At 63.4% G+C, this 23,493-nt stretch carries 22 protein-coding genes and 1 pseudogene; 7 read left to right on the forward strand and 16 right to left on the reverse strand.

Annotated elements, in window-relative coordinates:
- The first annotated feature begins 45 nt into the window (after nucleotides 1-45).
- Complete coding sequence (locus tag AAZU54_RS18995; RefSeq protein WP_434727510.1) at nucleotides 46-483, forward strand: TadE/TadG family type IV pilus assembly protein; 438 nt, start codon at nucleotides 46-48, stop codon at nucleotides 481-483.
- Nucleotides 480-3,104, forward strand: coding sequence for an ATP-binding protein (locus AAZU54_RS19000; RefSeq protein WP_434727511.1), 2,625 nt, complete (start codon nucleotides 480-482; stop codon nucleotides 3,102-3,104). The genes AAZU54_RS18995 and AAZU54_RS19000 overlap by 4 nt, the downstream gene beginning before the upstream one ends.
- Here AAZU54_RS19000 and AAZU54_RS19005 read toward each other — a convergent pair.
- The 7 genes from AAZU54_RS19005 to AAZU54_RS19035 form a co-directional block, all read right to left on the reverse strand.
- The gene (locus AAZU54_RS19005) at nucleotides 3,101-4,831 is read right to left on the reverse strand and encodes a pilus assembly protein TadG-related protein (protein ID WP_434727512.1); all 1,731 of its coding nucleotides are present in this window, start codon (nucleotides 4,829-4,831) and stop codon (nucleotides 3,101-3,103) included. The genes AAZU54_RS19000 and AAZU54_RS19005 overlap by 4 nt on opposite strands.
- Before the next feature lie 88 nt (nucleotides 4,832-4,919).
- Nucleotides 4,920-5,480: a DUF4136 domain-containing protein gene (locus AAZU54_RS19010; protein ID WP_186555506.1), complete on the reverse strand. Its 561-nt coding sequence runs from the start codon at nucleotides 5,478-5,480 to the stop codon at nucleotides 4,920-4,922.
- 19 nt (nucleotides 5,481-5,499) lie between these two features.
- A complete protein-coding gene (locus AAZU54_RS19015) occupies nucleotides 5,500-6,132 on the reverse strand; it encodes a DUF4136 domain-containing protein (RefSeq protein WP_186555505.1) in 633 nt (210 codons plus the stop codon).
- Nucleotides 6,133-6,154: 22 nt separating this feature from the next.
- The gene (locus AAZU54_RS19020) at nucleotides 6,155-6,904 is read right to left on the reverse strand and encodes a methyltransferase (protein WP_434727513.1); all 750 of its coding nucleotides are present in this window, start codon (nucleotides 6,902-6,904) and stop codon (nucleotides 6,155-6,157) included.
- Nucleotides 6,901-7,206, reverse strand: coding sequence for a MazG-like family protein (locus tag AAZU54_RS19025; protein WP_186555503.1), 306 nt, complete (start codon nucleotides 7,204-7,206; stop codon nucleotides 6,901-6,903). Before AAZU54_RS19025 ends, AAZU54_RS19020 begins: the two co-directional genes overlap by 4 nt.
- A 74-nt stretch (nucleotides 7,207-7,280) precedes the next feature.
- Nucleotides 7,281-8,132: a MaoC family dehydratase gene (locus tag AAZU54_RS19030; protein ID WP_312156067.1), complete on the reverse strand. Its 852-nt coding sequence runs from the start codon at nucleotides 8,130-8,132 to the stop codon at nucleotides 7,281-7,283.
- Nucleotides 8,133-8,134: 2 nt separating this feature from the next.
- Nucleotides 8,135-9,487 (reverse strand): 3-oxoacyl-ACP reductase, encoded by a 1,353-nt coding sequence (locus AAZU54_RS19035; protein ID WP_434727514.1) that lies wholly within the window; start codon nucleotides 9,485-9,487, stop codon nucleotides 8,135-8,137.
- A gap of 118 nt (nucleotides 9,488-9,605) precedes the next feature.
- Between AAZU54_RS19035 and AAZU54_RS19040 the strand changes: the two genes are divergently transcribed.
- The gene (locus AAZU54_RS19040; protein ID WP_186555500.1) at nucleotides 9,606-10,883 is read left to right on the forward strand and encodes an acetyl-CoA C-acetyltransferase; all 1,278 of its coding nucleotides are present in this window, start codon (nucleotides 9,606-9,608) and stop codon (nucleotides 10,881-10,883) included.
- 88 nt (nucleotides 10,884-10,971) lie between these two features.
- Nucleotides 10,972-11,760 carry an AraC family transcriptional regulator gene (locus AAZU54_RS19045; protein ID WP_186555499.1) on the forward strand — a complete coding sequence of 263 codons (789 nt, stop codon included), beginning with the start codon at nucleotides 10,972-10,974 and terminating at the stop codon, nucleotides 11,758-11,760.
- Between the two features lie 3 nt (nucleotides 11,761-11,763).
- Here the strand turns inward: AAZU54_RS19045 and AAZU54_RS19050 are convergent, their stop codons facing one another.
- The 5 genes and pseudogenes from AAZU54_RS19050 to AAZU54_RS19070 form a co-directional block, all read right to left on the reverse strand.
- Entirely contained in the window at nucleotides 11,764-12,531 is a 768-nt protein-coding gene (locus tag AAZU54_RS19050; RefSeq protein ID WP_372353319.1) for a methyl-accepting chemotaxis protein, read from the reverse strand.
- A gap of 90 nt (nucleotides 12,532-12,621) precedes the next feature.
- Nucleotides 12,622-13,710 (reverse strand): annotated as a pseudogene (locus AAZU54_RS19055) (HAMP domain-containing protein); the annotation flags it as partial.
- Between the two features lie 198 nt (nucleotides 13,711-13,908).
- On the reverse strand, nucleotides 13,909-14,313 hold the full coding sequence (gene cueR / locus AAZU54_RS19060; RefSeq protein ID WP_186555497.1) for a Cu(I)-responsive transcriptional regulator: 405 nt from the start codon (nucleotides 14,311-14,313) through the stop codon (nucleotides 13,909-13,911).
- On the reverse strand, nucleotides 14,310-16,709 hold the full coding sequence (locus AAZU54_RS19065) for a heavy metal translocating P-type ATPase (RefSeq protein ID WP_405130263.1): 2,400 nt from the start codon (nucleotides 16,707-16,709) through the stop codon (nucleotides 14,310-14,312). The genes cueR and AAZU54_RS19065 overlap by 4 nt, the downstream gene beginning before the upstream one ends.
- 53 nt (nucleotides 16,710-16,762) lie before the next feature.
- The gene (locus tag AAZU54_RS19070) at nucleotides 16,763-17,149 is read right to left on the reverse strand and encodes a hypothetical protein (protein WP_186555495.1); all 387 of its coding nucleotides are present in this window, start codon (nucleotides 17,147-17,149) and stop codon (nucleotides 16,763-16,765) included.
- Between the two features lie 146 nt (nucleotides 17,150-17,295).
- Between AAZU54_RS19070 and AAZU54_RS19075 the strand changes: the two genes are divergently transcribed.
- Together AAZU54_RS19075 and AAZU54_RS19080 are read left to right on the forward strand one after the other, a co-directional pair.
- A complete protein-coding gene (locus AAZU54_RS19075) occupies nucleotides 17,296-17,493 on the forward strand; it encodes a heavy-metal-associated domain-containing protein (RefSeq protein WP_392463057.1) in 198 nt (65 codons plus the stop codon).
- 106 nt (nucleotides 17,494-17,599) lie between these two features.
- Nucleotides 17,600-18,781: a multidrug effflux MFS transporter gene (locus AAZU54_RS19080; protein ID WP_186555493.1), complete on the forward strand. Its 1,182-nt coding sequence runs from the start codon at nucleotides 17,600-17,602 to the stop codon at nucleotides 18,779-18,781.
- Here AAZU54_RS19080 and AAZU54_RS19085 read toward each other — a convergent pair.
- The gene (locus AAZU54_RS19085) at nucleotides 18,732-18,929 is read right to left on the reverse strand and encodes a hypothetical protein (protein WP_225915757.1); all 198 of its coding nucleotides are present in this window, start codon (nucleotides 18,927-18,929) and stop codon (nucleotides 18,732-18,734) included. The genes AAZU54_RS19080 and AAZU54_RS19085 overlap by 50 nt on opposite strands.
- Before the next feature lie 599 nt (nucleotides 18,930-19,528).
- Here AAZU54_RS19085 and AAZU54_RS19090 point away from each other — a divergent pair.
- Entirely contained in the window at nucleotides 19,529-20,245 is a 717-nt protein-coding gene (locus AAZU54_RS19090) for an ArsR/SmtB family transcription factor (protein ID WP_186555649.1), read from the forward strand.
- A 29-nt stretch (nucleotides 20,246-20,274) separates the two neighbouring features.
- On the opposite strand, the gene AAZU54_RS19095 is transcribed toward AAZU54_RS19090, so the two are convergent.
- From AAZU54_RS19095 to AAZU54_RS19105, 3 genes are all read right to left on the reverse strand, one after another.
- Nucleotides 20,275-21,222, reverse strand: coding sequence for an adenosine deaminase (locus tag AAZU54_RS19095; protein ID WP_392463054.1), 948 nt, complete (start codon nucleotides 21,220-21,222; stop codon nucleotides 20,275-20,277).
- Between the two features lie 83 nt (nucleotides 21,223-21,305).
- Nucleotides 21,306-22,661 (reverse strand): 8-oxoguanine deaminase, encoded by a 1,356-nt coding sequence (locus tag AAZU54_RS19100; protein ID WP_434727515.1) that lies wholly within the window; start codon nucleotides 22,659-22,661, stop codon nucleotides 21,306-21,308.
- 119 nt (nucleotides 22,662-22,780) lie between these two features.
- Nucleotides 22,781-23,467, reverse strand: coding sequence for an SDR family oxidoreductase (locus tag AAZU54_RS19105; RefSeq protein ID WP_405130264.1), 687 nt, complete (start codon nucleotides 23,465-23,467; stop codon nucleotides 22,781-22,783).
- Nucleotides 23,468-23,493 lie beyond the last annotated feature (26 nt).

Raw genomic sequence — 23,493 nt, forward strand, 5'->3', positions numbered from 1 at the left:
GTTCTATGCTGTCAGTCAGGTTTCATAGTCAGGGTAGACGCGATCATGCAAGCAGGCCTGGCAGGACGGCAAAAAGGCGCAGCAGCCATCGAATTTGTCGCGGTATTCATGGTGTTTTTTGCGGTGTTCTATGGCCTGGTCAGCTATGCGCTGCCGATGCTCATGTTGCAGTCGTTCAACCAGGCCAGCAGCGAGGCGGTGCGCCGCTGCGTGGCGCTCGATCCGGCTACGGCCAACTTTCAGGCGCAGGCGCAGACCCTGGCGCGCCAGGTGGTGGCTCAGCAACTGGCGTGGATGCCCAAGTCGTTGGACTTCCAGGCCAACGATACCCAGGTAAGCCTGGTCGATGACTTGCTGACCGTGACGATCACCTACCCCAAGCAACGCCTGACCGCCGTGGTCCCGGTGTTGGTGCTGCCGGTAATCGGTGAGGTACCACGCTTGCCTGCGCAGTTGAAGGCCCAAGCGAGTTTGCAACTGTGAGTGGCCTGTTCGATCGTTGGCGCACAGCGCCACTGCCTGTCACCGAGGCTGCGCCGCCGGTGGCCATCGGGCTACAGATCTGGCTGGACGATCAGGCGCGGGTATTACGTCTGTCCGGCCCGCTGCGCAGCGCACTGGCTTTGCCTAGCCACAGCGGTGCGCGGGTCCATGACTATCTAGAGCGACACAGCTGGCTGGTGCTCGAAGGTGAGCCTGCCGATTGGCAGGGGTTGGCCTTGGACCTGGATTTTCATACCGTGCTTGGCCATGTCTTGCATACCCGCGGCTGGTTGCTACGCCAGGGCGAGGGCTGGATGCTGCAACTGTTCGACATCGGCGATCTGCTGCATGAGCGTGACAGTGGCCGCCACGAGCATGCCGAACATCAGTTGGCGGTTCAGATCGGTGATGCCCTGCGCGAAGCCGGCGAGGCGCATCTGGTGCAGGCAGCGACCGAACAGTTGCAACGGCTAGCCGAGCACTGGCAAGCGGCGTCGTTGCGATTGATGCTGCATGAGGGCGGACAATGGCGCAGTTACGCCAGCAGTGATGACTGGCCTTGGCCCGAGCAGCAGCGGCTACAGTCCTGGTTGGAGCAGTTACCGCCGCACGCGCTGCTCGACACGCGTGCTTACCCTGATTGGTTGACCCGTAGCGCCGGTGCCACGCTTTGCCTGTTGCCTTACCGGCAGGGCGCGCAGGTGCAGGCCTGGTTGCTCTGCGCTGGCGTCAAGCAAAGGTTGCAGCTGGAGTCGGCAGAGCCGTTGATGCAGGCGCTAGCCCAGCCGTTGGTGAGCCGTTTGCATCAGGCCCAGGCGCAGCGCCTGGCGTGTCATCTGGATCAATTGCAAGGGCAGCTGGGTGCCGGTTGGTGGCAATGGCCACGACAAGAGCCGCTGCAGTTGGACCCGAGTCTAGCCGCCAGCCTTGGCTTGCCGCGCGTGCTGAGCCAGGCGCAATGGCTGGCACTTGTGCACCCCGCTGATCGCGAGCCTGCACAGCTGGCCCTGGAACAGGCCTGGGCAGGGCGCGAGCTGAACCTCAGCCTGCGCTTGGTGCACGCCGAGGTACCGCGCTGGGTGCATTGGGCAGGTCAACTGCACGCTGGCCAGTTACGCGGATTTCTACTCGATATCAGTGCGCTCAAGGAGCAAGAGCAGCAGGCCGGCGCTGCACGTGAGCGGCTGGAGAACCTGATCGCCAGCTCTCCGGCGGTGATCTACGTTCAGCGCTGCGTCGAGGGTGCCTTGCTGGGCGAGTTCTACAGCGCCAGCCTTACGCCCCTGCTGGGATGGGCCAACGACAGTGAGCAGGCGCGCCAGCCCGGGCTGGCGGTGCATCCCGATGATCATGGCCTGTGGTTGCAGCGCACCCGCAGTCTGCTACGTGACGGCCAGGTACGCTGTCGCCTGCGTCTGCGTGACAGCCTTGGCGGCTATCACTGGATCCTCGATGAAGCGCGCCTGCTGCGTGACGACCTTGGCCAGCCGCGGGAAGTGGTCGGGCTGTGGCTAGACGTCAGTGAGGCGACCGAAGCGGCTGAACGGGTCCGTCAGAGTGAGGAGCGCTACCGGGTGCTGGTGGAAGATTCACCGGCGATGATCTGTCGCTACCGTCCAGATTTGAGCCTGGTTTTCGGCAATCGGCCCTTGGCCGATTACCTGCACTGTAGCCCTGAGCAGCTGGTCGGCTTGAACTTGGGCCAGTGGATGTCCCAGGGTCAGCGCGATGAATTTCTCCAGCGCTTGCAAGCGCTGACGCCGCAGCAGCCGATGAGCAGCGCGGAAATCTGTTTGCAGTTGCCTGGGCGTGAGCATGCCTGGTGGATCTGGGCCGACCGCGGCCTGTTCGACGAACAGGGCCGGTTACTGGAAGTCCAGGCGGTAGGCCGGGACAACACCGAGGTGCGGCGCAGTCAGCGGCAATTGTTGCAGGGGGCCAAGATGGCTACCTTGGGCGAGTTGGCCACAGGCTTGCTGCACGAAATCAATCAGCCGCTCAACGTCATGCGCATGGCGACGGCCAATGCGCTCAAGCGTCTGCAAAATGGCGATGCAGACCCGGCCTACCTGGAGCAGAAGCTGCAGCGTATCGAGGCACAGATCGAACGTACGGCGCGCCTGGTGGACCACATGCGGGTATTTGGCCGGCGCTCGGAGGTCGAAGGCACGCGCTTTGCCGCCTGGTCGGCGGTGCAGGGGGCGGTGGCACTGCTCGAGGAGGGACTGCAAGGCAAGGGCGTGACCCTGCAGGTTGAGCAGCCCAGCGATCAGCCGCAGGTGATGGGCCATGCGGATCAGTTGGAGCAAGTGCTGATCAACCTGATGGTCAACGCCCGTGACGCGCTGATGGACAAGCGCGGCGGCCAAGGCAAGCTCTGCATTCACCAAACCCTCACAGCCGGGCAGGTATTGCTGTGGGTGCAAGACAACGGCGGTGGTATCGACCCACTGCTACTGGAGCGGATCTTCGAGCCGTTCTTCACCACCAAAGCAGCCGGTGTCGGCACCGGGCTTGGCTTGTCGGTAAGCCATGGCATCGTGGCCGCCATGGGCGGCAGCTTGAGCGTCGACAACCGCAATGGCGGTGCCTGTTTCTGCATCAGCTTGCCGTGTGCCTAGATCAGCAGCTCTGGCCGGCCGCTCTGGCAGCTGAGGTGGGCGTCGATGGTGACTGCGTTGAGATCGATGCCCAGCAGTGCCAGCAGGTTGTTGACCAGCGGATCGAGCAACGAGCCCAGCAGCCCACCGATCAGCCCGGTGATGATATTCAGCAAGGCGCTCACCAGCGGTATCTGTGGTGAAAGCTCCAGCCCACCGAGCGTCGCGCCCAGGCTGGCAACGATGTTCTTGGTGTCCATGGTGCGGCTTGCCGGGGGTGACTGGTCGATATTCGGCGGCTTGAGGTAGTCGTAGGTTTCCGCCTGGGAAAACACCGGCGAGTTGGCGCCCAAGCCGACATCGAGGCCCAGCAACGGCACGCGCAACAGCACCAACGGGCTGGCGGTTACCGGCTGGTTGGAAAAGAACTTGCTGTTGTCGATGGTGCCGATCATCACCTTGGCGGCAGCGCCGTCGTTCTTCACGCGCAGGCGTTTGCTCGATGCGCTGCTGCAGTCGTAGCCGCGTACATGGCTGCTGGCGCTGGCCACTTCCAAGCCCACGTCCAGGCTGGGGCTGGGCACCAGTTGGATGATGCCTAGGTTGAGCCCGCCCAGCAGCGGGCCGAGATTGACCTGGATAAGAATCCGGGTCTGCGCGGTGCGCACATAGATCTGCCCGGCTGCCATCGGGTTGGTTTGCGCCAGCGAAGGGTCGCCCAGGGCAGAAAACTGCGGCGGCTCGATGATTTTCAAGCGCGTGGTGATGTTGGCCAGCCCCAGCACACTGACCGGCAACGTGGTTTCTACGGCGTGCTTGCTGTTGGCCAGCTGGATGGTGCCCTGGACCAGTTGCAGCACCTGCAAGGTTGCATCCAGGCCTGCATGGGTGCCGCCGTTCTGGATGTTGAGTAATTCGCCCAAGACGATCCCGCCCGCATCCTTGCCTGCGACGGCCAGATCCACCAGGCCGCTGACATTCACCAGCGGATTGTCCTGCGCGGCCACTTCGGCCATGACGTCGAGTACATCGCCCACTTTCAAGGTTTTGTTCAGCAGGTCGGTGTAGTTGCCGGCGGCAACCTTCGCCTCGATGGCGAGCGCGTCGAGAAAACGCAGCAGATTGAGATCAGCGTCGAGCAAGCCCTGCCATTGCGCCACGCCCAGGTTGATCTGTGTCCCCAACAGGGCGCCGAGCAGCTTGTTCAGTTGATCGCTCTTGGCCGTGTTGATGGTCAGCAGGCTGCTGCGAATCGACAGTCGCGCCAAGGCCGGGCCTGTGCGCCCCGCTGTTGCTTGGGCTTGCAGGCGGGTTTTGCTCTGCAGGCCGTTGCCGTCGGCCAGGGCCCAGACCTCTGCGGCAATGCTGGTCGCCACCTGGTGCGTAGCGGTGACGCGGATGGCCTGGGTCTGCTGCGGATCAACGGTGAATGCCCGGATACCGTTAGCCGCCGCTTTGACACTGCCGCATTCGACCAAGAGGGTTCTATCCGGAGAATCAGCATGGCCGTTGCGCAGCGCCGCGCGACGGGCCAGGGCATTGGCATCAGCGACACCGGCAACACAGCTGCCGCCGCCATTGAGCGCTTCCAGGGCGGCCATGTCAGCGATGCGCTGGAGCTTGCGCTGTTCCAGGTAGAGCCGGCCGCTATCGACCACCAGCAGCATGAACAACAGCGCCATACCCAGGGTAATGGCGGCCATCAGGCCAATCGCGCCGCGCTGGCGGACAACGGAACGAACAACCACGGGCACTCCTTTGCCGGCCATGGCCATACAGCGTGGCGGCGGTCAAAGGAGTGTAGCCAAGGTGATGGCAAGTTGCCTTGATTGCGCTTCAGTGCGGTGGGTACTGGCTCAGCACCTGGGCGACGGTTTTCTGGATGGCCGCATTACGCTCCTGTGGGCTGGGCGGGTAGTTGTTCATGATCTGCTCGGCACTGCCGCGCCAGACCAGTTTGCCGTCGCGGCTATCGAACATGTCGACCTGGATGGTGGCCACCTTGTAGTCGACGCTTCGGGTTTCGTTGTACATCGGCCCACCCCAGTAGCCGCCCCAGTAACCTCCCCAGCCGCCGCCGTAGTTGGTGGTGATCTGCTGCTGGCGCTGCTCGACGATCAGGTAGGCGCGCACGTTGACGTCGGCCTGGGCATTGCCTTGTACCGGGCGTAGGCCGCGCTGGTCGAGTTGGCCGGCCACGGCTTGGCGAATGCGTTGCTCGGTGAGGTCGCTCTTGATCCGCGGGTCGTCCGGGCGGTACTGCAATCCAGGTTCCTGCCAGGTCCAGCTGCGATAACCGGCGAAATCGCGACTGGCGTCGAAATCCTGCTGAACGTTGTTGCTTGAGCAGGCGGCAAGCAGCAGCGCGAATGACAGCACAACGAGACGGCGCAACATGATGGTTCTCCGTTAAGCGTTAACTGGGAGGATAGCCGCTGAGGGCCTTGTGCACCGACTCGCGCAGGGCGCTCTCGCGATCGCGGGGTGAGTCCTTGTCGCTGCCGCTTTCGGCACTGGCACTCCACACCGGTTGGCCGTCGCGCGCATCGAACAGGTCGATACGCACGACCATCACCTCGACTTCATAGGTGCGCACGATCGGCACGCTGCCATAGGCGCCATAACCATTGCGGTAGCCGCCGTAACCGACGCTGCCGTAGGGGTAGGGGCCATAGTAGGGGTCGTAGTCATAATCGCGCACTTGGCGCAGGCGGCGCTCGAGGCGCAGGTCAGCGCTTACCAGCAGGTCTGCGCCGTTATCGCGCGCGGGGCGAAGCCCGTGCTGGTCGAGCGCGCCGCTTATCGCGTCGGCCAACTGCGCCGGATCGGCATTGGCGCTGCCGCTGGGCAACTGGCCGTTGCGCCAGCTCCAGCTGCGATAGCGGCCGTAGTCGCGAGGCGGCGCTGGGTAAGCGCTGCTATCGAAGGTGCTGGCTGCCTGGGCCGGTGCAGGCGGGATCGGGCGGCCGCTGGCGACATAAGGGTTGCTGCCCTGGCAGCCAGCCAGGGCAACGGGAAGCAGGGCCAGGCACAGCAGACGATACGGCATGTAGTCCTCCCGGCGGGCAGGGTCAGCGTGGTCGGCAGATCCAGTGCAGGTAGCGGCCCAGCCCGGCGAAGCTTGGATGACGGCGGTGGGCCAGTTCCATTTCCAACAGGTCGAGCAACTCGGCCTTGGCCTGGAACTCCTTGGGCATGTAGTCGTGGAACACCCTGACCCCACTTTCGCTTTCGACCGTCCACATGGGTTCAAGTTGCGCCTTGAGTTCACGCGGATCAAGCGGTTTTTGCGGGGTCAGGCTCTGCTTCTCACCCGCCAGGAGATTGCTGCGCAACTTGCGGAAATGGCCCTTGAGCAGATTGCGATACACCAGCGCATCGCGGTTGTAGAACGCCAGTGACAGCCAGCCGCTTGGCGCGGTCAACTGATGCAGGACCGGCAGGATGCTCTCGGGCTCGGCGAGCCACTCCAGTACGGCGTGGCATAGCACCAGGTCATAGGGCTCGGTCAGTTGGCCGAGCAAATCCTGCCAGGGCGCTTGAATGAAGGTCGCTTGCTGGCCGGCTTCGGCAAAACGCGCTCGGGCACCGTCGAGCATGGGCGCGGCCGGCTCGGCGAGGGTCAGCTGATGGCCGCGCTGGGCCAGCCACAGGGCCATGTGGCCGAGGCCCGCGCCGATATCGAGAATGCGCAGCGGACGATCCGGCAAGGCTTCAGCGAGGTCTGCCTGGAGCACCGCCAGGCGAATCGCGCCTTTGGCGCCGCCGTAGATTTTCTCGGCGAAGCGGGTCGCCAGTTGATCGAAGTGACGGTCGTTCATACGGCGAAGCGCCTTTCGCTGTCGGCCAGCTTGGCGCGTACCACCTGCTCCATGTCCAGCCCCAGCTCACTGCACAGCAGCAACAGGTAAAGGACGATGTCGCCGACTTCCTGGCCGGCATGGGCGAGTTGTTCCGGCGGCAGCTGGCGCGACTGGTCCTCGCTCAGCCATTGGAAGATTTCCACCAGCTCGGCCATTTCCACGCTGGCCGCCATGGCCAGGTTCTTCGGGCTGTGAAAACCGCGCCAATCATTATTGTCGCGGATCTGGTGCAGGCGTTCTGTCAGTTCTTGCAAGTTCATCGGGGCTCTCCTCATGGCGCATAGCTTCGGACGAGCCCCGGCGTAAAGCAAGTGAACTACATGTGCGGTAACGCTCAGAGCGAACGCCAGTGGCCGACCATGTGCAGCAACTCGCCATGCCCGTCCAGGCGCAGCTCACCTTCGGGCCCGGCAGGGCTCGCGCTGAGGATCACTTCCGACGGTAAGCGCACTGGTTTGCGGAAATCGACGGCGAACTCAAACCCTGCACGCGGCAGATGCCCACCCAAGGCGGCCAGGCTCATGGCCTTGCTCCACATGCCATGGGCAATCGCCTTGGGAAAACCAAACAGCCGTGCGCTGGGAGCGCTGAGGTGAATCGGGTTGTAGTCGCCACAGACCTTGGCGTAGCGCCGGCCAATATCGCTGTCGGCGTACCAGCGGGTGGCTTCGGCCAAGTTGCCGGGCTCGACCTCGACCTCTTCGTTGGCCCCGCCGTCCAGCTTCAAGCCTCGCACCAGCATGCGGCTGGTCTCGCGCCAGATCAGGCCGAGGCCGTCTTCAGCTTCGGTGATCAGGTCGAAGGTGCCGCCTTTGGCATGCGCTTGCAGGTTGTCGGCATATACCGCAAAGCGCAGCCCATCGATGCCGCCCAGCGGCCGCAAGACCTGAATGCTGTTGTGCAGGTGAACCAGGCCGAGGAGCGGGAAGGGGAAGTCACGGCCGGTGAGCAACTGCAGTTGCAGGGTGAATGCCATGACATGGGGATAAGTGCCGGGCAGGCGGCCGTCGTCAGCGAAATGACAAAGCCGTCGATACGCCGCCACATGCTCGGGATTGACGCGCAGGAAGCAGCGCAGGCCTTGCGCGGGGAGGCTGGCGCCGCTGATCTTGCGCTTGCTGGCGGCGCGCAGGTAGAGGCTGGCGCTTGAGTCGGGGCTGTGCAGGTCGTGCCATTGGCGTGTCATGGTCAGGCTCCCATCAAGGCCTGGCCACACACCCGCAGGACCTGGCCATTGACGGCACCGGAGCCAGGTTGGCTCAGCCAGGCGATCGCCTCGGCGACATCCTGGGGGCGACCTCCCTGGCCCAGCGAGCTCAGGCGCCTGCCAGCCTCGCGCAAGCCCATGGGCATGGCGGCGGTCATGTGCGTCTCGATAAAACCTGGGGCCACGGCGTTGATGCTGGCGCCGCGTTCAGCCAGCTTTGGTGCCCACGCCTGGGCGAAGCCGATCAGGCCGGCCTTGCTCGCCGCATAGTTGGCCTGGCCGCGATTGCCGGCGATGCCGCTGACCGAAGCCAGCAGGGTGATCCGTGCCTGCTCGCCCAGAGTGCCGGCGTCAAACAGTGCCTGAGTCAGAACCTGCGGCGCCTTGAGGTTGACTGCCATGACTGCGTCCCAGTACTCGGGGGTCATGTTGGCCAGGGTTTTGTCGCGGGTGATGCCGGCGTTGTGCACAACGATGTCGATGCCGTCGGGCAGGGCTTCGATCAGTTGTGCAGCGGCATCATTGGCGCAGATATCCAGCGCCAGTGCTCGGCCACCCAAGCGGGCGGCGAGGCCATCAAGGTCCTTCTGCGCCTGGGGAACGTCGAGCAGCACCACATCGGCGCCATCTCGGGCCAGGGTTTCGGCTATAGAGGCGCCGATGCCGCGAGCGGCACCGGTCACCAGCGCCCGCCGTCCCGCCAGCGGCCGGGTCCAGTCCTGAACCTGGCTGGCGCAGGCTTCCAAGCGCAGCACCTGGCCGGAAACAAACGCGCTTTTAGGCGAAAGGAAGAAACGCAGGGCGCCTTCGAGTTGATCCTCAGCCTGCGGGCTGACATACAGCAGCTGCGCGGTGGCTCCATTGCGCAGCTCTTTGCCCAATGAGCGGCTGAAACCTTCCAACGCGCGTTGGGCGACGCTGGCCAGCGGGTCATCGATGCGCTCGGGTGCGCGACCAAGAATCACCACGTGGGCGCAGGGGGCCAGGCTGCGCAGCAGCGGCTGGAAAAATTCTCGCAACTGGCTGAGCTGGTCGCTGTCGGACAAGTGACTGGCATCGAACACCACCGCCTTGAGCTTCGGTCCAAGCCCTGCGACCCAGGCCGGTGCTTGCAAGTCGTTGCCGGCAAAGCTGTAGAGCTCATCGGTCAGGCGCGGGGCAATGGCTTCGAGCTGGTTCGCCAAAGGCCCGCCGCCCAGCACCAGGGCGCCTTCTACCGGGCGCAGCCGGCCTGCCTGCCAGCGCTCCAGCGGTGCCGGGTGCGGCAGGCCCAGAGCGTCGACCAGGCGGCGACCGAGGTTGGAGTTGGCAAAGCCGAGATAGCGATCACTCATGTGCGGGTCTCCCTGAAGGCAAGCATGCAAGTGTGGACCAAGTTTATGTAACGGTCGTTCGAATGCTTTAAAAAGACCTAGGCTGTACGGATCAAATTGTTTCAGGAGGAACCTACACATGCGTTCACCTCGCCGGGTCGCGATCCTGGGTGGCAACCGAATTCCCTTCGCCCGTTCCAACGGCGCCTATGCCAACGCCAGTAACCAGGCGATGCTGACTGCCGCCCTCGAAGGCCTGATCGAGCGCTACCGCCTGCATGGCCTGCGTTTGGGCGAAGTGGTCGCAGGCGCTGTGCTCAAAGCCTCGCGGGACATGAACCTGACTCGCGAGTGCGTGCTGGGTTCGCGCTTGTCCGCGCAAACCCCTGCCTATGACATCCAGCAGGCGTGTGGCACCGGTCTGGAGGCCGCCTTGCTGGTGGCTAACAAGATCGCCCTGGGGCAGATCGACAGCGGCATCGCAGGCGGCGTGGACACCACCTCCGATGCGCCAATCGGGGTTAACGAAGGCTTGCGGCGTATCTTGTTGCAGGCCAATCGCGGCAAGAGCCTGGGCGAGCGGCTGAAACCGTTTTTAAAGTTGCGACCCGGTCACCTGAAACCTGAACTGCCGCGCAACGGCGAGCCGCGTACCGGGCTGTCGATGGGCGAGCATTGCGAGCGTATGGCGCAGACTTGGCAGATCGAGCGGGCGGCGCAGGATGAGTTGGCTTTGCTCAGCCATCAGAACCTGGCCGCGTCCTTTGCCGAGGGCTGGCACGATGACCTGCTCACCCCCTACTCGGGCCTGAGCCGGGATAACAACCTGCGCACGGATCTCACGCTGGAACAGTTGGCCAAGCTCAAGCCGTCGTTCGATCGCAGCGGTCTGGGCACCCTGACGCCAGGCAACTCGACGCCGCTGACCGATGGCGCTTCGCTGGTGTTGCTCGGTAGCGAGCAGTGGGCCGAGCAGCAGGGGTTGTCGGTGCTGGCCTATCTGGTCGATGGCGAGACCGCAGCCGTGGATTTCGTCAAAGGCCAAGAGGGGCTGCTGATGGCCCCGGCGTATGCGGTGCCACGCCTGCTGGCGCGCAATGGCCTGAGCCTGCAGGACTTTGACTACTACGAAATTCATGAGGCATTTGCCGCGCAGGTGCTGTGTACCCTCAAGGCTTGGGAAGATGAAGCGTTCTGCCGCACGCGGTTGGGGCTGGCTGCGCCGCTGGGCTCGATCGATCGCAGCAAACTCAATGTGAAGGGCAGCTCGTTGGCCGCCGGGCATCCGTTTGCCGCTACTGGCGGGCGGGTATTGGCCAATATGGCCAAGCTGTTGGCTAGCGCGGGCAAGGGGCGCGGGCTGATTTCGATTTGTGCGGCGGGTGGGCAGGGGGTTACGGCGATCGTGGAGCGCTGAGAGGCGCCGGCTTGCCCCGCGATGAGGCCGGGACTGACACCCTGGCAAACCTGATACGCTTGTCTGATCACAACTACAAGATTAGGTCATGCCGAGCATCGGACAACTTTCAGCGCCCCGTCCCATTCCGAATCTGGAGCAGTTACCCAGGCCAGTCTATGCCCGCGCCGAAAGCCTCGGCGCAGGCTCCTGGACGACCCGCCATCGCCACGACTGGGTGCAGTTTTCCTACGCGATCAGCGGCGTGCTCGGTATTTACACCAGCGACGGCAGTTATTTCGCGCCGCCGCAGTGGGGCGTATGGATCCCTGCTGATACCGAGCATGACGTCGCCAGCTCGATGCAGGCGGAAATGCGCAGCCTGTACGTGCGGCGCGACGCTTGCCCATGGGCGCCAGATCATTGCCGAGTGCTTGAGGTAACCCCGCTGGCGCGTGAGCTGATCAAGCAGTTTTGCCTGTTGCCGGTGGAATACCCGGAAGGCGACAGCGCCGAGGCGCGTTTGGTGGCCGTGCTGCTTGACCAGTTGCAAGCGCTGCCGGAGGTGGGGTTTTCCTTGCCGCTGCCGCGTCATCCCGGGCTGTTAAAGCTGTGCAACGGGCTGATTGCCGCGCCCGACCTGCCGCAGACCCTGCAACAATGGGCGCTCGAACTGGGTTGCTCGGAAAAGACCCTGATGCGCCTGTTCCAACGTGAAACGGGCCTGAGTTTTCGCAGCTGGCGCCAACGCATGCGCCTGCTGTCGTCGCTGGCCCTGCTGCAGTCGGGCGAGAGCGTCACTGAAGCGGCGCTGGGCTGTGGTTACGACTCGACCTCAGCCTATATCGCCGCATTCAAGCAGCTCTTCGGTTTCACGCCCGGAGAGCTGCGGCTGTAGCGTTTAGGTGCGGAAACGCCGCACCAGGGTATCGAGCTCATTGGACAGGCCGGCCAGGCTTTCCGAGTCCTGGCGCGCCGCATGGGCAAGCTCTGCTACCAGCTGCGCATCCCCGTGGATCTGGCTGATATGGCGGTTGATGTCTTCGGCGACCTGGTGTTGCTCTTCGGCGGCAGTGGCGATTTGGGTGTTCATGTCGCGGATGATGTCCACCGATTCGCGGATCTGGCCGAAGCTGTCGCGGGCCAGGCCAATGCGGCTGACCGACTGCTGTGAGACATCCAGGCTGGCGTGCATCTGCTGGGCGACTTCAGCGGTGCGGCTGGCCAGGTTGCCGAGCAGGCCGTCGATCTCGGCGGTGGAGTCGGCAGTGCGCTTGGCCAGGGCCCGGACTTCATCGGCGACCACGGCAAAACCACGGCCTTGCTCGCCGGCGCGGGCGGCTTCGATGGCCGCGTTGAGGGCGAGCAGGTTGGTCTGCTCGGCGATCGAACGGATGGTGCCGAGGATCGACTGGATGGCATTGCTGTCGCGTTCCAGTTGCTGGATCGACTGCGCCGATTGCTCGATTTCCTGGCTCAGACGGTCGACGCTTTGCACTGCGGCGTCGATCTGCTGCTGGCCTTCACGGGCTTGCTGCTGGCCGCTGTCGGCCGATTGTGCGGCCTGGCTGCATGAGCGGGCCACTTCGTTGGCGGTGGCGACCATTTCGTGGAAAGCGGTCGAGACCATATCCACGGCTTCGCGCTGACGTCCGGCGGCTTCGGACATGTCGGCCGACACCTGGGTCGAGCGGCTCGAGGTGCTGAGGATCTTGCCGGCGGCCGAGCCGATATGCTGGATCAGGCTGCGGATGGCGCCGAGGAACTGGTTGAACCAGCTGGCCAGTTGCGCGGTTTCATCACGGCCGCGGATTTCCAGGCTGCGGGTCAGGTCGCCTTCGCCCTGGGCGATGTCTTCCAGGCCGCTGGTGACGCTGTTGATCGGGCGCACGATGAGTTTGGCGAATGCAGCGCCGACGATGGCGAACACCGCGGCCAGCACCAGGGCGATGATGCCGATCAGCCAGGTCAGGCGGGTGGTGGTTTGCATCACTTCGTCTTGCTGGATCAGGCCGATGAAGGTCCAGCCCAGTTGCTCGTCAGGGTAGACGTTGGCCATGTAGCGCTCACCGTTGAGCGTTACTTCAACCAGGCCTTTGCCTGCCTTGGCCAAGTCGACATAGCCATCGCCAAAGCTCGCCAGCTGCTTGAAATTGTGGCTGGCGTCACGCGGGTCGACCATCACGTTGCCGCTGTTTTCCATCAGGATCAGGTAGCCGCTTTCGCCTAGCTTGATCTGTTTGACGATTTCGGTCAGGCCTTTGAGCGACACGTCGATGTTGACCACACCGCCTGGGTTACCCAACTGGTTGGCCACCGCGCGTACGGTGCTGACCAGCACGGCATCATCGCCGGCCCAGTAGTAGGGCGCGGTGCGCAGGGTCTTGCCGGGGTTGGCCATGGCTGTCTGGTACCACGGGCGGGTGCGTGGGTCGTAGTTGGCCATTTTCGGATCGCCAGGCCAGAAGGCGTAGCCGCCGTCTGCCAGGCCATAGGAGACATAGGCGTAGTCGGGGTGACTCTTGGCCAGGCGGCTGAAGAAGTCGAACAGCGTCTTGTCCTGGTCATTGGGGGCAATTTGTGCGGCGTCGGCGGCGAGGTGTTTTTTCACGTTGCCGTCTGCCTCGGCGATCAACGGCTGCGCGGCGAGATACTCGACGTTTTGGGTGATGCCCTGGAAGAAGATGTTCATCGCGTTGCTGACCTGACGAATCTCTCGGCTGCTGTTGTCGAGAAAATCGTCGCGGGCTTCACCGCGCAGGTTGAGGACCACCAGGGTGGCCACGAGGACGATGGGCAAGCCGGCGATAACGGCAAAGGCCCAGGTCAGTTTTTGCTTGATGTTCATCCACGCTCCCGGAATTTTTCTTGTCGATGCATGAGGCAGGTACTAGGGCATCGGCAGGATTCGGGATTGTTGTAGAAAAAAAGCCCGTATTTATTGGGCGAGGGCGGGTTTGGTGACTATTCGGTCGTGTCGGGGCTAATATGGCATACCAAAATCAGGCGGTGCGGTGTTGGGGCCGCGAAGCGACCCCTATACACGTCAGTGGCAACAGCTTTTGCCATTGGCCAGATCCTTGAGGATCGGACAGTCCGGCCGGTCGTCGCCCTGGCAGTGGGCGACCAGCTCGCTCAAGGTATCGCGCAGGCTCACCAACTCTTCGATCCGCTGGTTCAGGGCCTGGATATGCTCGGTGGCCAGCGCCTTGACGTCGGCGCTGGCGCGTTGCCGGTCCTGCCACAGGGTGAGCAGTTTCGCCACCTCATCGAGCGAGAACCCCAGGTCGCGGGAGCGTTTGATGAAGGCCAGGCTGTGCAAATCTTCTTGCTGGTACAGTCGATAGCCGCTGTCGCTGCGCTGAGCCGGCTTGAGCAAGCCAATCGACTCGTAGTAGCGAATCATCTTGGTACTCAGCCCACTGCGGCGGGCTGCCTGGCCGATGTTCATGGCGCCTCCTGCTGGTCGTCGCTAGGTTTCCAGGTCTTCAGCCACAGGGCATTACTCACTACGCTGACACTCGACAGCGCCATGGCCGCGCCGGCCAGTACCGGATTGAGCAGACCAAAGGCGGCCAGCGGAATGCCGATCAGGTTGTAGATGAAGGCCCAGAACAGATTCTGACGGATTTTCGCGTAGGTCTTGCGGCTGATTTCCAGCGCCGCCGGCACCAGCCGTGGATCGCCGCGCATCAGGGTGATGCCCGCCGCCTGCATGGCCACATCGGTGCCACCGCCCATGGCGATGCCGATATCGGCGGCGGCCAGGGCCGGGGCGTCGTTGATGCCATCGCCGACCATCGCGACCACGCCGTCGCGTTTGAGCTGGCCGACCGTGGCGGCTTTATCGGCTGGCAGCACTTCAGCGTGCACATCATCGATGCCCAGTGCCTCGGCGACCACCTTGGCGCTGCCGCGGTTGTCGCCGGTCAGCAAGTGGCTGCTGATACCTTTGCCATGCAAGGCGCGAATGGCGTATTCGGCGCCGGGCTTGAGGCTGTCGCCGAAGGCGAACAGCCCGAGCACCTGGGGTTTAGGGGCCTGTTCGATGAGCCACGACAGGGTGCGGCCTTCGGCCTCCCAGGCCTGCGCCTTGCTGGCCAGGTCGCCCGCGTGCAGCCCGCTTTCATCGAGCAGGCGGCGGTTACCCAGCGCCAGTTGGCGATGTTCCACGTGACCGGCGATCCCGCGCCCGGTCAGCGACTGGCTGTCGCTGACTTGCGGCACCATCAGGCCCTGCTCGCTGCAGGCATCCAGCACCGCCTTGGCCAGCGGATGCTCGCTGCCGCGCTGCAGGGCGCCGGCCAGGCGCAGCAAGTCGGCGTTGTCACCCACGCCAGCCTGGCTATGGACGATCCGCGGGCTGCCGGAGGTGAGTGTGCCAGTCTTGTCGAACACCACCCGGTTGACGGCGTGGGCGCGCTCCAGCGCCTCGGCGTCCTTGATCAGGATGCCGTGCCGGGCCGCGACACCGGTGCCGGCCATGATCGCTGCCGGAGTGGCCAAGCCGAGTGCGCAAGGGCAGGCAATGACCAGCACGGCGACGGCGTTGATCAACGCGGTTTCGATCGGTGCGCCCGCCCACCACCAGCCGAGCAGGGTGAACAGGGCGATCACCAGTACTGCCGGGACGAACACCTGGCTGACCCGATCGACCAGCTTCTGGATCGGCGCCTTGGCCGCCTGGGCATCTTCGACCAGGCGAATGATGCGCGCCAGTACGGTTTCCGTGCCCAGGGCCAGGGTCCGCACCAACAGCCGGCCTTCGCCGTTGATGGCGCCGCCGGTGACGTGGTCGCCGGGCTGCTTGGGCACGGGCAGGCTTTCGCCGCTGATCAACGCTTCGTCGGCGTGGCTGCTGCCTTCGAGCACTTCGCCATCGACTGGGAAGCGTTCACCCGGCTTGACCAGGACCAGGTCGTCCAGGCGCAATTGGCTGATGGCCACGTCTTCCTCAAGGCCATCGACCACCCGCAGCGCACGATCCGGCCGTAGCGCTTCAAGTGCACGTATGGCGCTAGCGGTCTGGCGTTTGGCGCGGCTTTCGAGGTACTTGCCGAGCAATACCAGGGCGATGACCACCGCCGAGGCTTCGAAATACAGGTGTGGCTCGACGCCCGCTTCGGCCCTGGCCCATTCATACAGGCTCAGGCCATAACCGGCACTGGTGCCCAGCGCGACCAGCAGGTCCATATTGCCGGCACCGGCGCGCACTGCTTTCCAGGCGGCCACGTAGAAGCGCGCGCCGAGGATGAACTGCACCGGGGTGGCCAGCAGGAACTGCGCCCAGGCCGGCAGCATCCAGTGCAGGCCGAATGGCTGGACGATCATCGGCAGCACTAGCGGCAGCGCCAGTATCAGGGCGGCGCCGACTGCCAGGCGTTCTTTGCGCAAACGCCGCTGCGCGTCGGCCTGGTCATCCCGAGCGGCTTGGGGCAGCGCGGCGCTGTAGCCGGCCTGCTCGACTGCGCCGATCAGCACACTGTCGTCGACTGCCTTGAGCACTTCGATATGCGCGCGTTCGCTGGCCAGGTTGACGCTGATCTGTTCGACCCCAGGCACTTTACCCAAGGCCCGTTCGACGCGGCCGGCGCAGCTGGCGCAGGTCATGCCGCCGATCTGCAGTTCGACGCTGCGGGTGGGCACACCGTAGCCAGCCTGACGCACGGCGTCGACCAGCACCGGGAGGCTATCGGCCGGGGCCTGGACCCGGGCCTGTTCAGTGGCGAGGTTGACGCTGACCTGCTCGGCGCCGGTGACCTTGCGCAGGGCGCGCTCGACTCGGCCGGCGCAGCTGGCACAGGTCATGCCGGAGATCGGCAGGTCGAAGATGGTGGATGCAGACATGGGCTCTCCTCCTTGGACAGGCCCTCAGCATCAACCTTGCCACAAGGTCAAGGTCAATAGTCCAAACTGGCCTTGTTCAAATGCAGGCCACTGTGGTCCATGGCAATGCGGTATTTGCTGATCTGCCCGGCGTGCAGGGTCAGGCGCTGGCTGTGCTGATTTTCCAGCCCCGGCGCGCAGCCCGGTGCCTGACCCGGCAACAGTCGCAGGCGGATATCCACAGGCCCTGGCGGCAGGTTGAACGAGGTCGATTGTTCTTGGAACAGACGCCCGGACAGTTGGTCATTGAGGTAGACGCCGATCTCGCAGGTGGTGGCCACTTCCAGGCGCTCTCGAGAAATGATCAGCACGCTGTAGTCCGAGTTGCCTTGGGCGCTGGCCTGGGGCACGGCGGCCAGTGCACCCATTAGTCCGACAAGGCCCAATGCTGCCTTGATCATGGTGAATCTCCTGCTTGGCAAAATCGTCAAAGGCGCAGCTTGGCCGAGCTGCGCGCGGATTTCCAGTCCGGTTGATTCACGGGCTACTTGACCTTGTCCCGATGGCAAGCTTGAAACTGCGCAAAACCCATAAGGAGACACACCCGATGCAAGTATTCAATGTGCAAGGCATGACCTGTGGCCACTGCGTAAAGGCAGTGACAGCGGCGGTGCAGGGGCAGGATGCAGCGGCCAAGGTAGAAGTCGATTTGGCCGCCAAGCAGGTGCGTGTGCAGAGCCAGGTTGGGGTTGAGCAGATTCTTGCGGCGATCCGCGATGAAGGTTATCCGGCGGAAGTTGCCTGAATCCTGAGAGGGCCAGGGACGGCCGTTATTGTTACAAAGGTTTTCATGCTGGTGAGGTGCTGTGCAGGTAGACTAAGGCGCTTGCTTAGCCAGCTATGGATTCCTGATGAACCTGCGTTTTGTGCTGATCCTGGGCGCCCTCAGTGCGTTCGGGCCGTTGGCGATTGACTTCTACCTGCCCGCCTTTCCGGCCATGGCGCAGGCTTTTGCGACTGACGAACAACATATCCAGACCACGTTGGCGGCCTATTTCCTGGGCTTGTCCATTGGACAGCTGGCCTATGGCCCGGTGGCTGATCGCTTTGGCCGGCGCAAGCCACTGTTGTTTGGCGTCACCCTCTTTACCTTGGCCTCGTTGGCCTGCGCCTATGCACCGAATCTGGATACCTTGATCGTCGCGCGCTTCGTCCAGGCCTTGGGCGGCTGCGCCGGCATGGTGTTGTCGCGGGCGATCGTCAGCGACAAATGTGATGCGGTCGCTTCGGCCAAGGTGTTCTCGCAACTGATGTTGGTCATGGGCCTGGCGCCGATTCTTGCGCCGATGCTGGGTGGGGTACTGGTCAACCTGGCCGGCTGGCAATCGATCTTCCTTGCTTTGAGCCTGTTCAGTGCCGCATGCCTGTTGGCCGTGAGCTTGGGGCTGCCGGAGAGTTTTCCGGCGGACATGCCACGCCAGCCACTCTCAGGCGCATTTCGCCAATACTGGCGTCTGTTGCAGGATCGGGTCTTCATCGGCCATGCACTGACCGGTGGCACCGCCATTGCCGGAATGTTTGCCTACATCGCCGGCTCGCCCTTCGTATTCATCAAGTTGTATGGCGTGCCGCCCGAGCATTACGGATGGCTGTTCGGCACCAACGCTGCCGGCTTCATCCTGATGGCACAGGTCAATGCGCGGCTGCTGGCCAAACGTGGTCCGGCATTCTTGCTGGCACGGGCGGTCTGGCTGTATCTGGCGGCGGGGTTGCTGTTGCTGGGCGTTGCGGCGTTGCGTCCTGCTCAGCTTTGGCCGCTGTTGGTGCCATTGTTCGTTTGTATCGCCAGCCTGGGCTGCATCATCCCCAACGCTTCGGCCTGCGCCATGAGTGGGCAGGGCGCGCGTGCCGGCAGTGCCTCGGCGTTGATGGGCTGCCTGCAGTTCAGCGTGGCCGCAGGCGCGGCAGCGTTGGTCGGCGCGCTACACGATGGCAGCGCGGTGCCGATGGCGCTGGTAATCAGCCTGTGCGGCGCGCTGGTGGTCAGTGTCGCGATGCTGACTCGGCGCTTGCAGGCCAAACATCGGGTGTAAACGAGTGGGGCGCCTGCAGGCGCGTTTCCAGCGTGGCGACAAACGCGCGCGCCTCAGCCTCACTGCGAAAACTCACCACATGCTGATCGAGCCGGACTTGCCAGGGGCAATTGGGCTGACGGTTCGACGCACTGACGACAATCTTCATCGCGGCATACCTCCAGAGATCGAGAGCGGCTCAAGTTTAGCGCTGCTGCTCGGCCTCGCCACGGCTCGTAGGCGGTGTCCTGACTGACGGTCGTGGCCGTAGCTTCTACGATCGAGCATGTCCAGTTGGGGCAGCCCTGAGGTCGAAGGGATGCTTCTCATTTATGCGCCGTAATTGGGGAAGTTCCTTGTCAGTACAGTCTTCAGAGTTTTCTGACATCAGCACCGGGTGATCCAGGTACACCGTTGATTTAATGGATGTATTGGCCAAACCCACTCACTGACTAGCCGTCATGGTCCTGATCGGCGCCTGTTAGGGGCGCTATACCCAGCGCATTTTCGGCGATTGGCCGCCGATTGCAGGCAAATGTGCAGGGCTACGCGCGGCTTATACTGGCTGCGGCCGCTAGCGGCAGCGAGAGATACTTCCCCGCCAGGGAACGGCACTGCTTTGGCTCATCTGGGCCTTGGCTACTCATGCGTGAGCGTCGCCAAATTTGGCCTACAGCCTCTGGATGCGCGCCCTTGGCAGGTGCGTTAACCGCGCTGTCGTGGTTGGCCATCGCCATCAGACGTGATCTTCCAGGGAGTTACAGGGATATGAGTGCAGTGAGTAGTATCAGCCAGATAGCCGGCCTGATGGCCGACCCCAAGCGCAGCGCCATGTTGTGGGCGCTGATCGACGGTTTGCCGCGTCCTGCCGATGAACTGGCATCGATGATCGGCGTCACCTCCTCATCAGCCTGTGCGCACCTTACCTTGCTGTCCTCGGCTGGCTTGTTGAAGCACGAGGCGCGTGGTCGCAAACGATTTTTCCGCTTGGCCACACCGGAAGTGGGGGCCGCGGTTGAAGCCTTGGCCAGCCTGCGGCTGGATGATCTTCGGTTGCGCAACAGCCAGTTCAAACCCTTGCAGGTACCGCTGTCGATGCGCCGGGCGAGACGTTGCTCAGATCATATGGGCGGGGAGTTGGCCGCTGAGTTGCTCGAGCGGTTGATCGCTTGCGGCTGGCTGGAAGGATACGACCAGCAACTGCGGGTGAGTCAGGAAGGGCGCGTTCAACTGGCGGCCCTTGGCGTCTACATCGAAGCGTTGGCGCAGCGACAGCAGGGCAGTTGTACCGTGTGCCACTGCAATGAATGGAGTGACCAAGGGCCTCATTTAGGCGGCAGTCTAGGGCAGGCACTGCTGAAGTTGTTCCTGCAATCGGGCTGGATACAGGAACAGGAAGGTTCCAGGGCACTGCAGATATCCGCATTGGGGATTCAGCAGATCAACCGTATCGCTCGGCTGCAGCCCACATTGCAGGTCGGTTAGGCCGCCTGCAATGCGCTGTCGCGGACAAGTCAGAGCAGCCGGGCATCCAGGCTGTTCTGAGCCAGGCGGCGGGCTTGGTCTTCGGTCATGCCCAGGTGGGTGTGAAGTGCATGGAAGTTTTCGGTGACATAGCCGCCAAAGTAGGCCGGGTCATCCGAGTTGACCGTGACTTTCACGCCGCGCTCGAGCATGTCGAGGATGTTGTGTTGGCTCATGTGGTCGAACACGCAGAGCTTGGTGTTGGACAGCGGGCAGACGGTCAGCGGGATCTGCTCATCGATGATGCGCTGCATCAGGCGTTCGTCCTCGATGGCACGTACGCCATGGTCGATGCGCTTGATCTTCAGCAGATCCAGGGCTTCCCAGATGTACTCGGGCGGGCCTTCTTCGCCAGCGTGGGCGACCGCCACGAAGCCTTCGCTGCGGGCGCGGTCGAAGACGCGCTGGAACTTGCTCGGCGGATGACCCTTTTCCGAGCTGTCCAGGCCAACGGCAATAAAGGCATCGCGAAACGGCAGCGCCTGGTCGAGGGTCTTTTGTGCCTCTTCTTCACTGAGGTGGCGCAAGAAACTCAGGATCAGGCCGCTGCTGATGCCCAGTTGCTCACGACCATCCTTGAGGGCCTGGCGAATGCCGGTCAAGACCACTTCGAACGGGATGCCTCGATCAGTGTGGGTCTGCGGGTCGAAGAACGGCTCGGTGTGGATAACGTTCTGCGCTTTGCAGCGTTGCAGGTAGGCCCAGGTCAGGTCGTAGAAATCCTGCTCGGTACGCAGGACATCAGCGCCCTGGTAGTACAGGTCGAGGAATTCCTGCAGGTTGTTGAACGCGTATGCGCTGCGTAGGGTTTCCACATCTGCCCACGGCAGGGCGATCTTGTTGCGTGCGGCCAGGGCGAACAACAGCTCAGGCTCCAGCGAGCCCTCCAGGTGCATGTGCAGTTCCGCCTTGGGCAAGGCGTTTAGCCAGTCGTACATGTATGCAAATCTCGAATCAGGAACGGTTGGCGGTCATTCTACAGGGCCAGGCCGGGCAATGCGCCCAGCCTGGCCCTGTAGCATCAACCGGCGATCAGTTGCGCCGCTGCCTGTCGGTGATTGGCGATCAGGCCTTGCACATCCAAGCCTTCGATTTGCCCATCGATCACCCGCCAATTGCCGCCAACCATGACCCGATCAGCGCGGTCGGCGCCGCACAGCAGCAACGCCGACAGTGGGTCGTGGCTGCCGGAGAAGCGCAGTTCGTCAAGCTTGAACAAGGCCAGGTCGGCTTGCTTGCCTACCGCCAGCTGGCCAATATCGCTGCGTCCGAGCAGGCGTGCCGAGCCGCGCGTGGCCCAGCCCAGTGCACGCTCTGGGGTGATCTGTTCGGCGCCATAGCGCAAGCGCTGCAGGTACAGGGCCTGGCGCGCTTCAAGGATCATGTTCGAGGCATCGTTCGAGGCCGAGCCATCTACCCCCAGGCCGACTGGGGCTCCGGCGGTTTCCAGGTCGACAGTCGGGCAGATGCCGGATGCCAGGCGCATGTTGGAACTTGGGCAATGGCAAATACCAGTACCGGCGGCGCCCAGGCGGGCGATTTCATCGGGGTTGAAATGAATGCCATGAGCCAGCCAGGTACGCGGGCCGAGCCAGCCGACGCTGTCGAGGTAATCCACAGTACGCAGGCCAAAACGTTGCAGGCAGAAGTCCTCTTCGTCGAGGGTTTCGGCCAGGTGGGTATGCAAGCGCACGTCCAGTTCTTCGGCAAGTACGGCGCTGGCGCGCATGATTTCTGGAGTGACCGAGAACGGCGAGCAGGGCGCCAGGGCGATCTGGATCTGCGCGCCATCGCCGCGCTCATGGTAGCTGTGGATAAGACGTTGGCTGTCGGCCAGGATCACTTCGCCCTGTTGCACCGTCTGTTGCGGTGGCAGGCCGCCGTCGTCCTCACCCAGGCTCATCGAGCCGCGCGTGAGCATGGCGCGCATGCCCAGTTTGCGCACTGCCTCGACCTGTACGTCGATGGCGTTGTCCAGGCCCTGAGGGAATAGGTAATGGTGATCAGCCGCAGTGGTGCAGCCCGACAGCAGCAATTCGGCCAAGGCGACCTGGCTGGCCAGCTCCAGCTTGGCCGGGGTCAGCCGCGCCCACACTGGGTACAGGGTCTTCAGCCAGGGGAATAGGGGTTGGTTGACCACCGGCGCCCAGGCGCGGGTCAGGGTCTGGTAGAAGTGGTGATGGGTGTTGATTAGACCGGGCAGGATGACGTGCTCGCGGGCATCGAAAACCTGATCGCAGGGCGTGCTGGGGTTCTCGCCGAGGGCTAGAAGTTGAGTGATGCGGCCGTCTTCGATGACCACTCCGCCGCGCGCATCGGCGTCGTTGGCAGTGAAGATGGCAAGGGGGGATTTCAACCAGGTACGGGTCGCAGGCATGGTGCCGGCTCCTCTGAAAGTGGGTTCAGGTAAGCCAGCTCAGTTTTGCCCTGTCTGCTGATCCAGGTTCGCCGTGGGGCGAGGCATCGAGTCTACTGCCTCCCCCGCCGGCTTTCAATTCACCAGATGAGGGCTTCGCCTTTGTAGTTGATGAAGCGCAGTCCGCCATTACCGCTCTGCGCCTTGATCTGCTCAAGCATGCCGCGGGTGCTGGTGAGCACGTCGATCTCGGCGTTTTCGCCGCCCATGGCAGTTTTCACCCAACCGGGGTGCATGGCTAGCACGCTGAGGTCGGGGCGCTGCAGCTCGACTACGAAGCTGTTGATCATCGAGTTCAGCGCGGCCTTGCTGGCTTTGTACAAAGGGATCTCGCCGCCATCGGGAATGGTCACGCTGCCAAGGATCGAGCTCATGAAGGCCAGCACGCCACTGCCTTCGCGCAACTGGTCAGCCAGGCGCCGGGCGACCCTGATCGGCGCCACGGCATTGGTCATGAACAGATCGCCAATCTGCTGGCTGCTTACCGCTTCCAGATCCTGCGGCAACGGGCCCATCACACCGGCGTTGACGAACAACAGATCCAGCACCTGGCCGTGCAGGATCTGTTGCAGCGCATCCAACTGCTCGGTGTCGTTCATTTCCAGGGTTTCGATCTGTACCCCGGCAATAGTGCCCAGCTCGCCGGGGTTCTGCGCATCGCGCACAGTAGCGATGATGTTCCAGCCATCTTCGTGCAAGCGCTGCACCAGACCCAGGCCCAGGCCACGCGAGGCGCCGATGATCAAGGCTGTCTTGTTTGCAGGCATTTCGATACTCCTTCAAAAAAGGGGGG

The sequence above is a fragment of the Pseudomonas sp. Je.1.5.c genome, assembly GCF_051129895.1.
GTDB lineage: Bacteria > Pseudomonadota > Gammaproteobacteria > Pseudomonadales > Pseudomonadaceae > Aquipseudomonas > Aquipseudomonas urmiensis.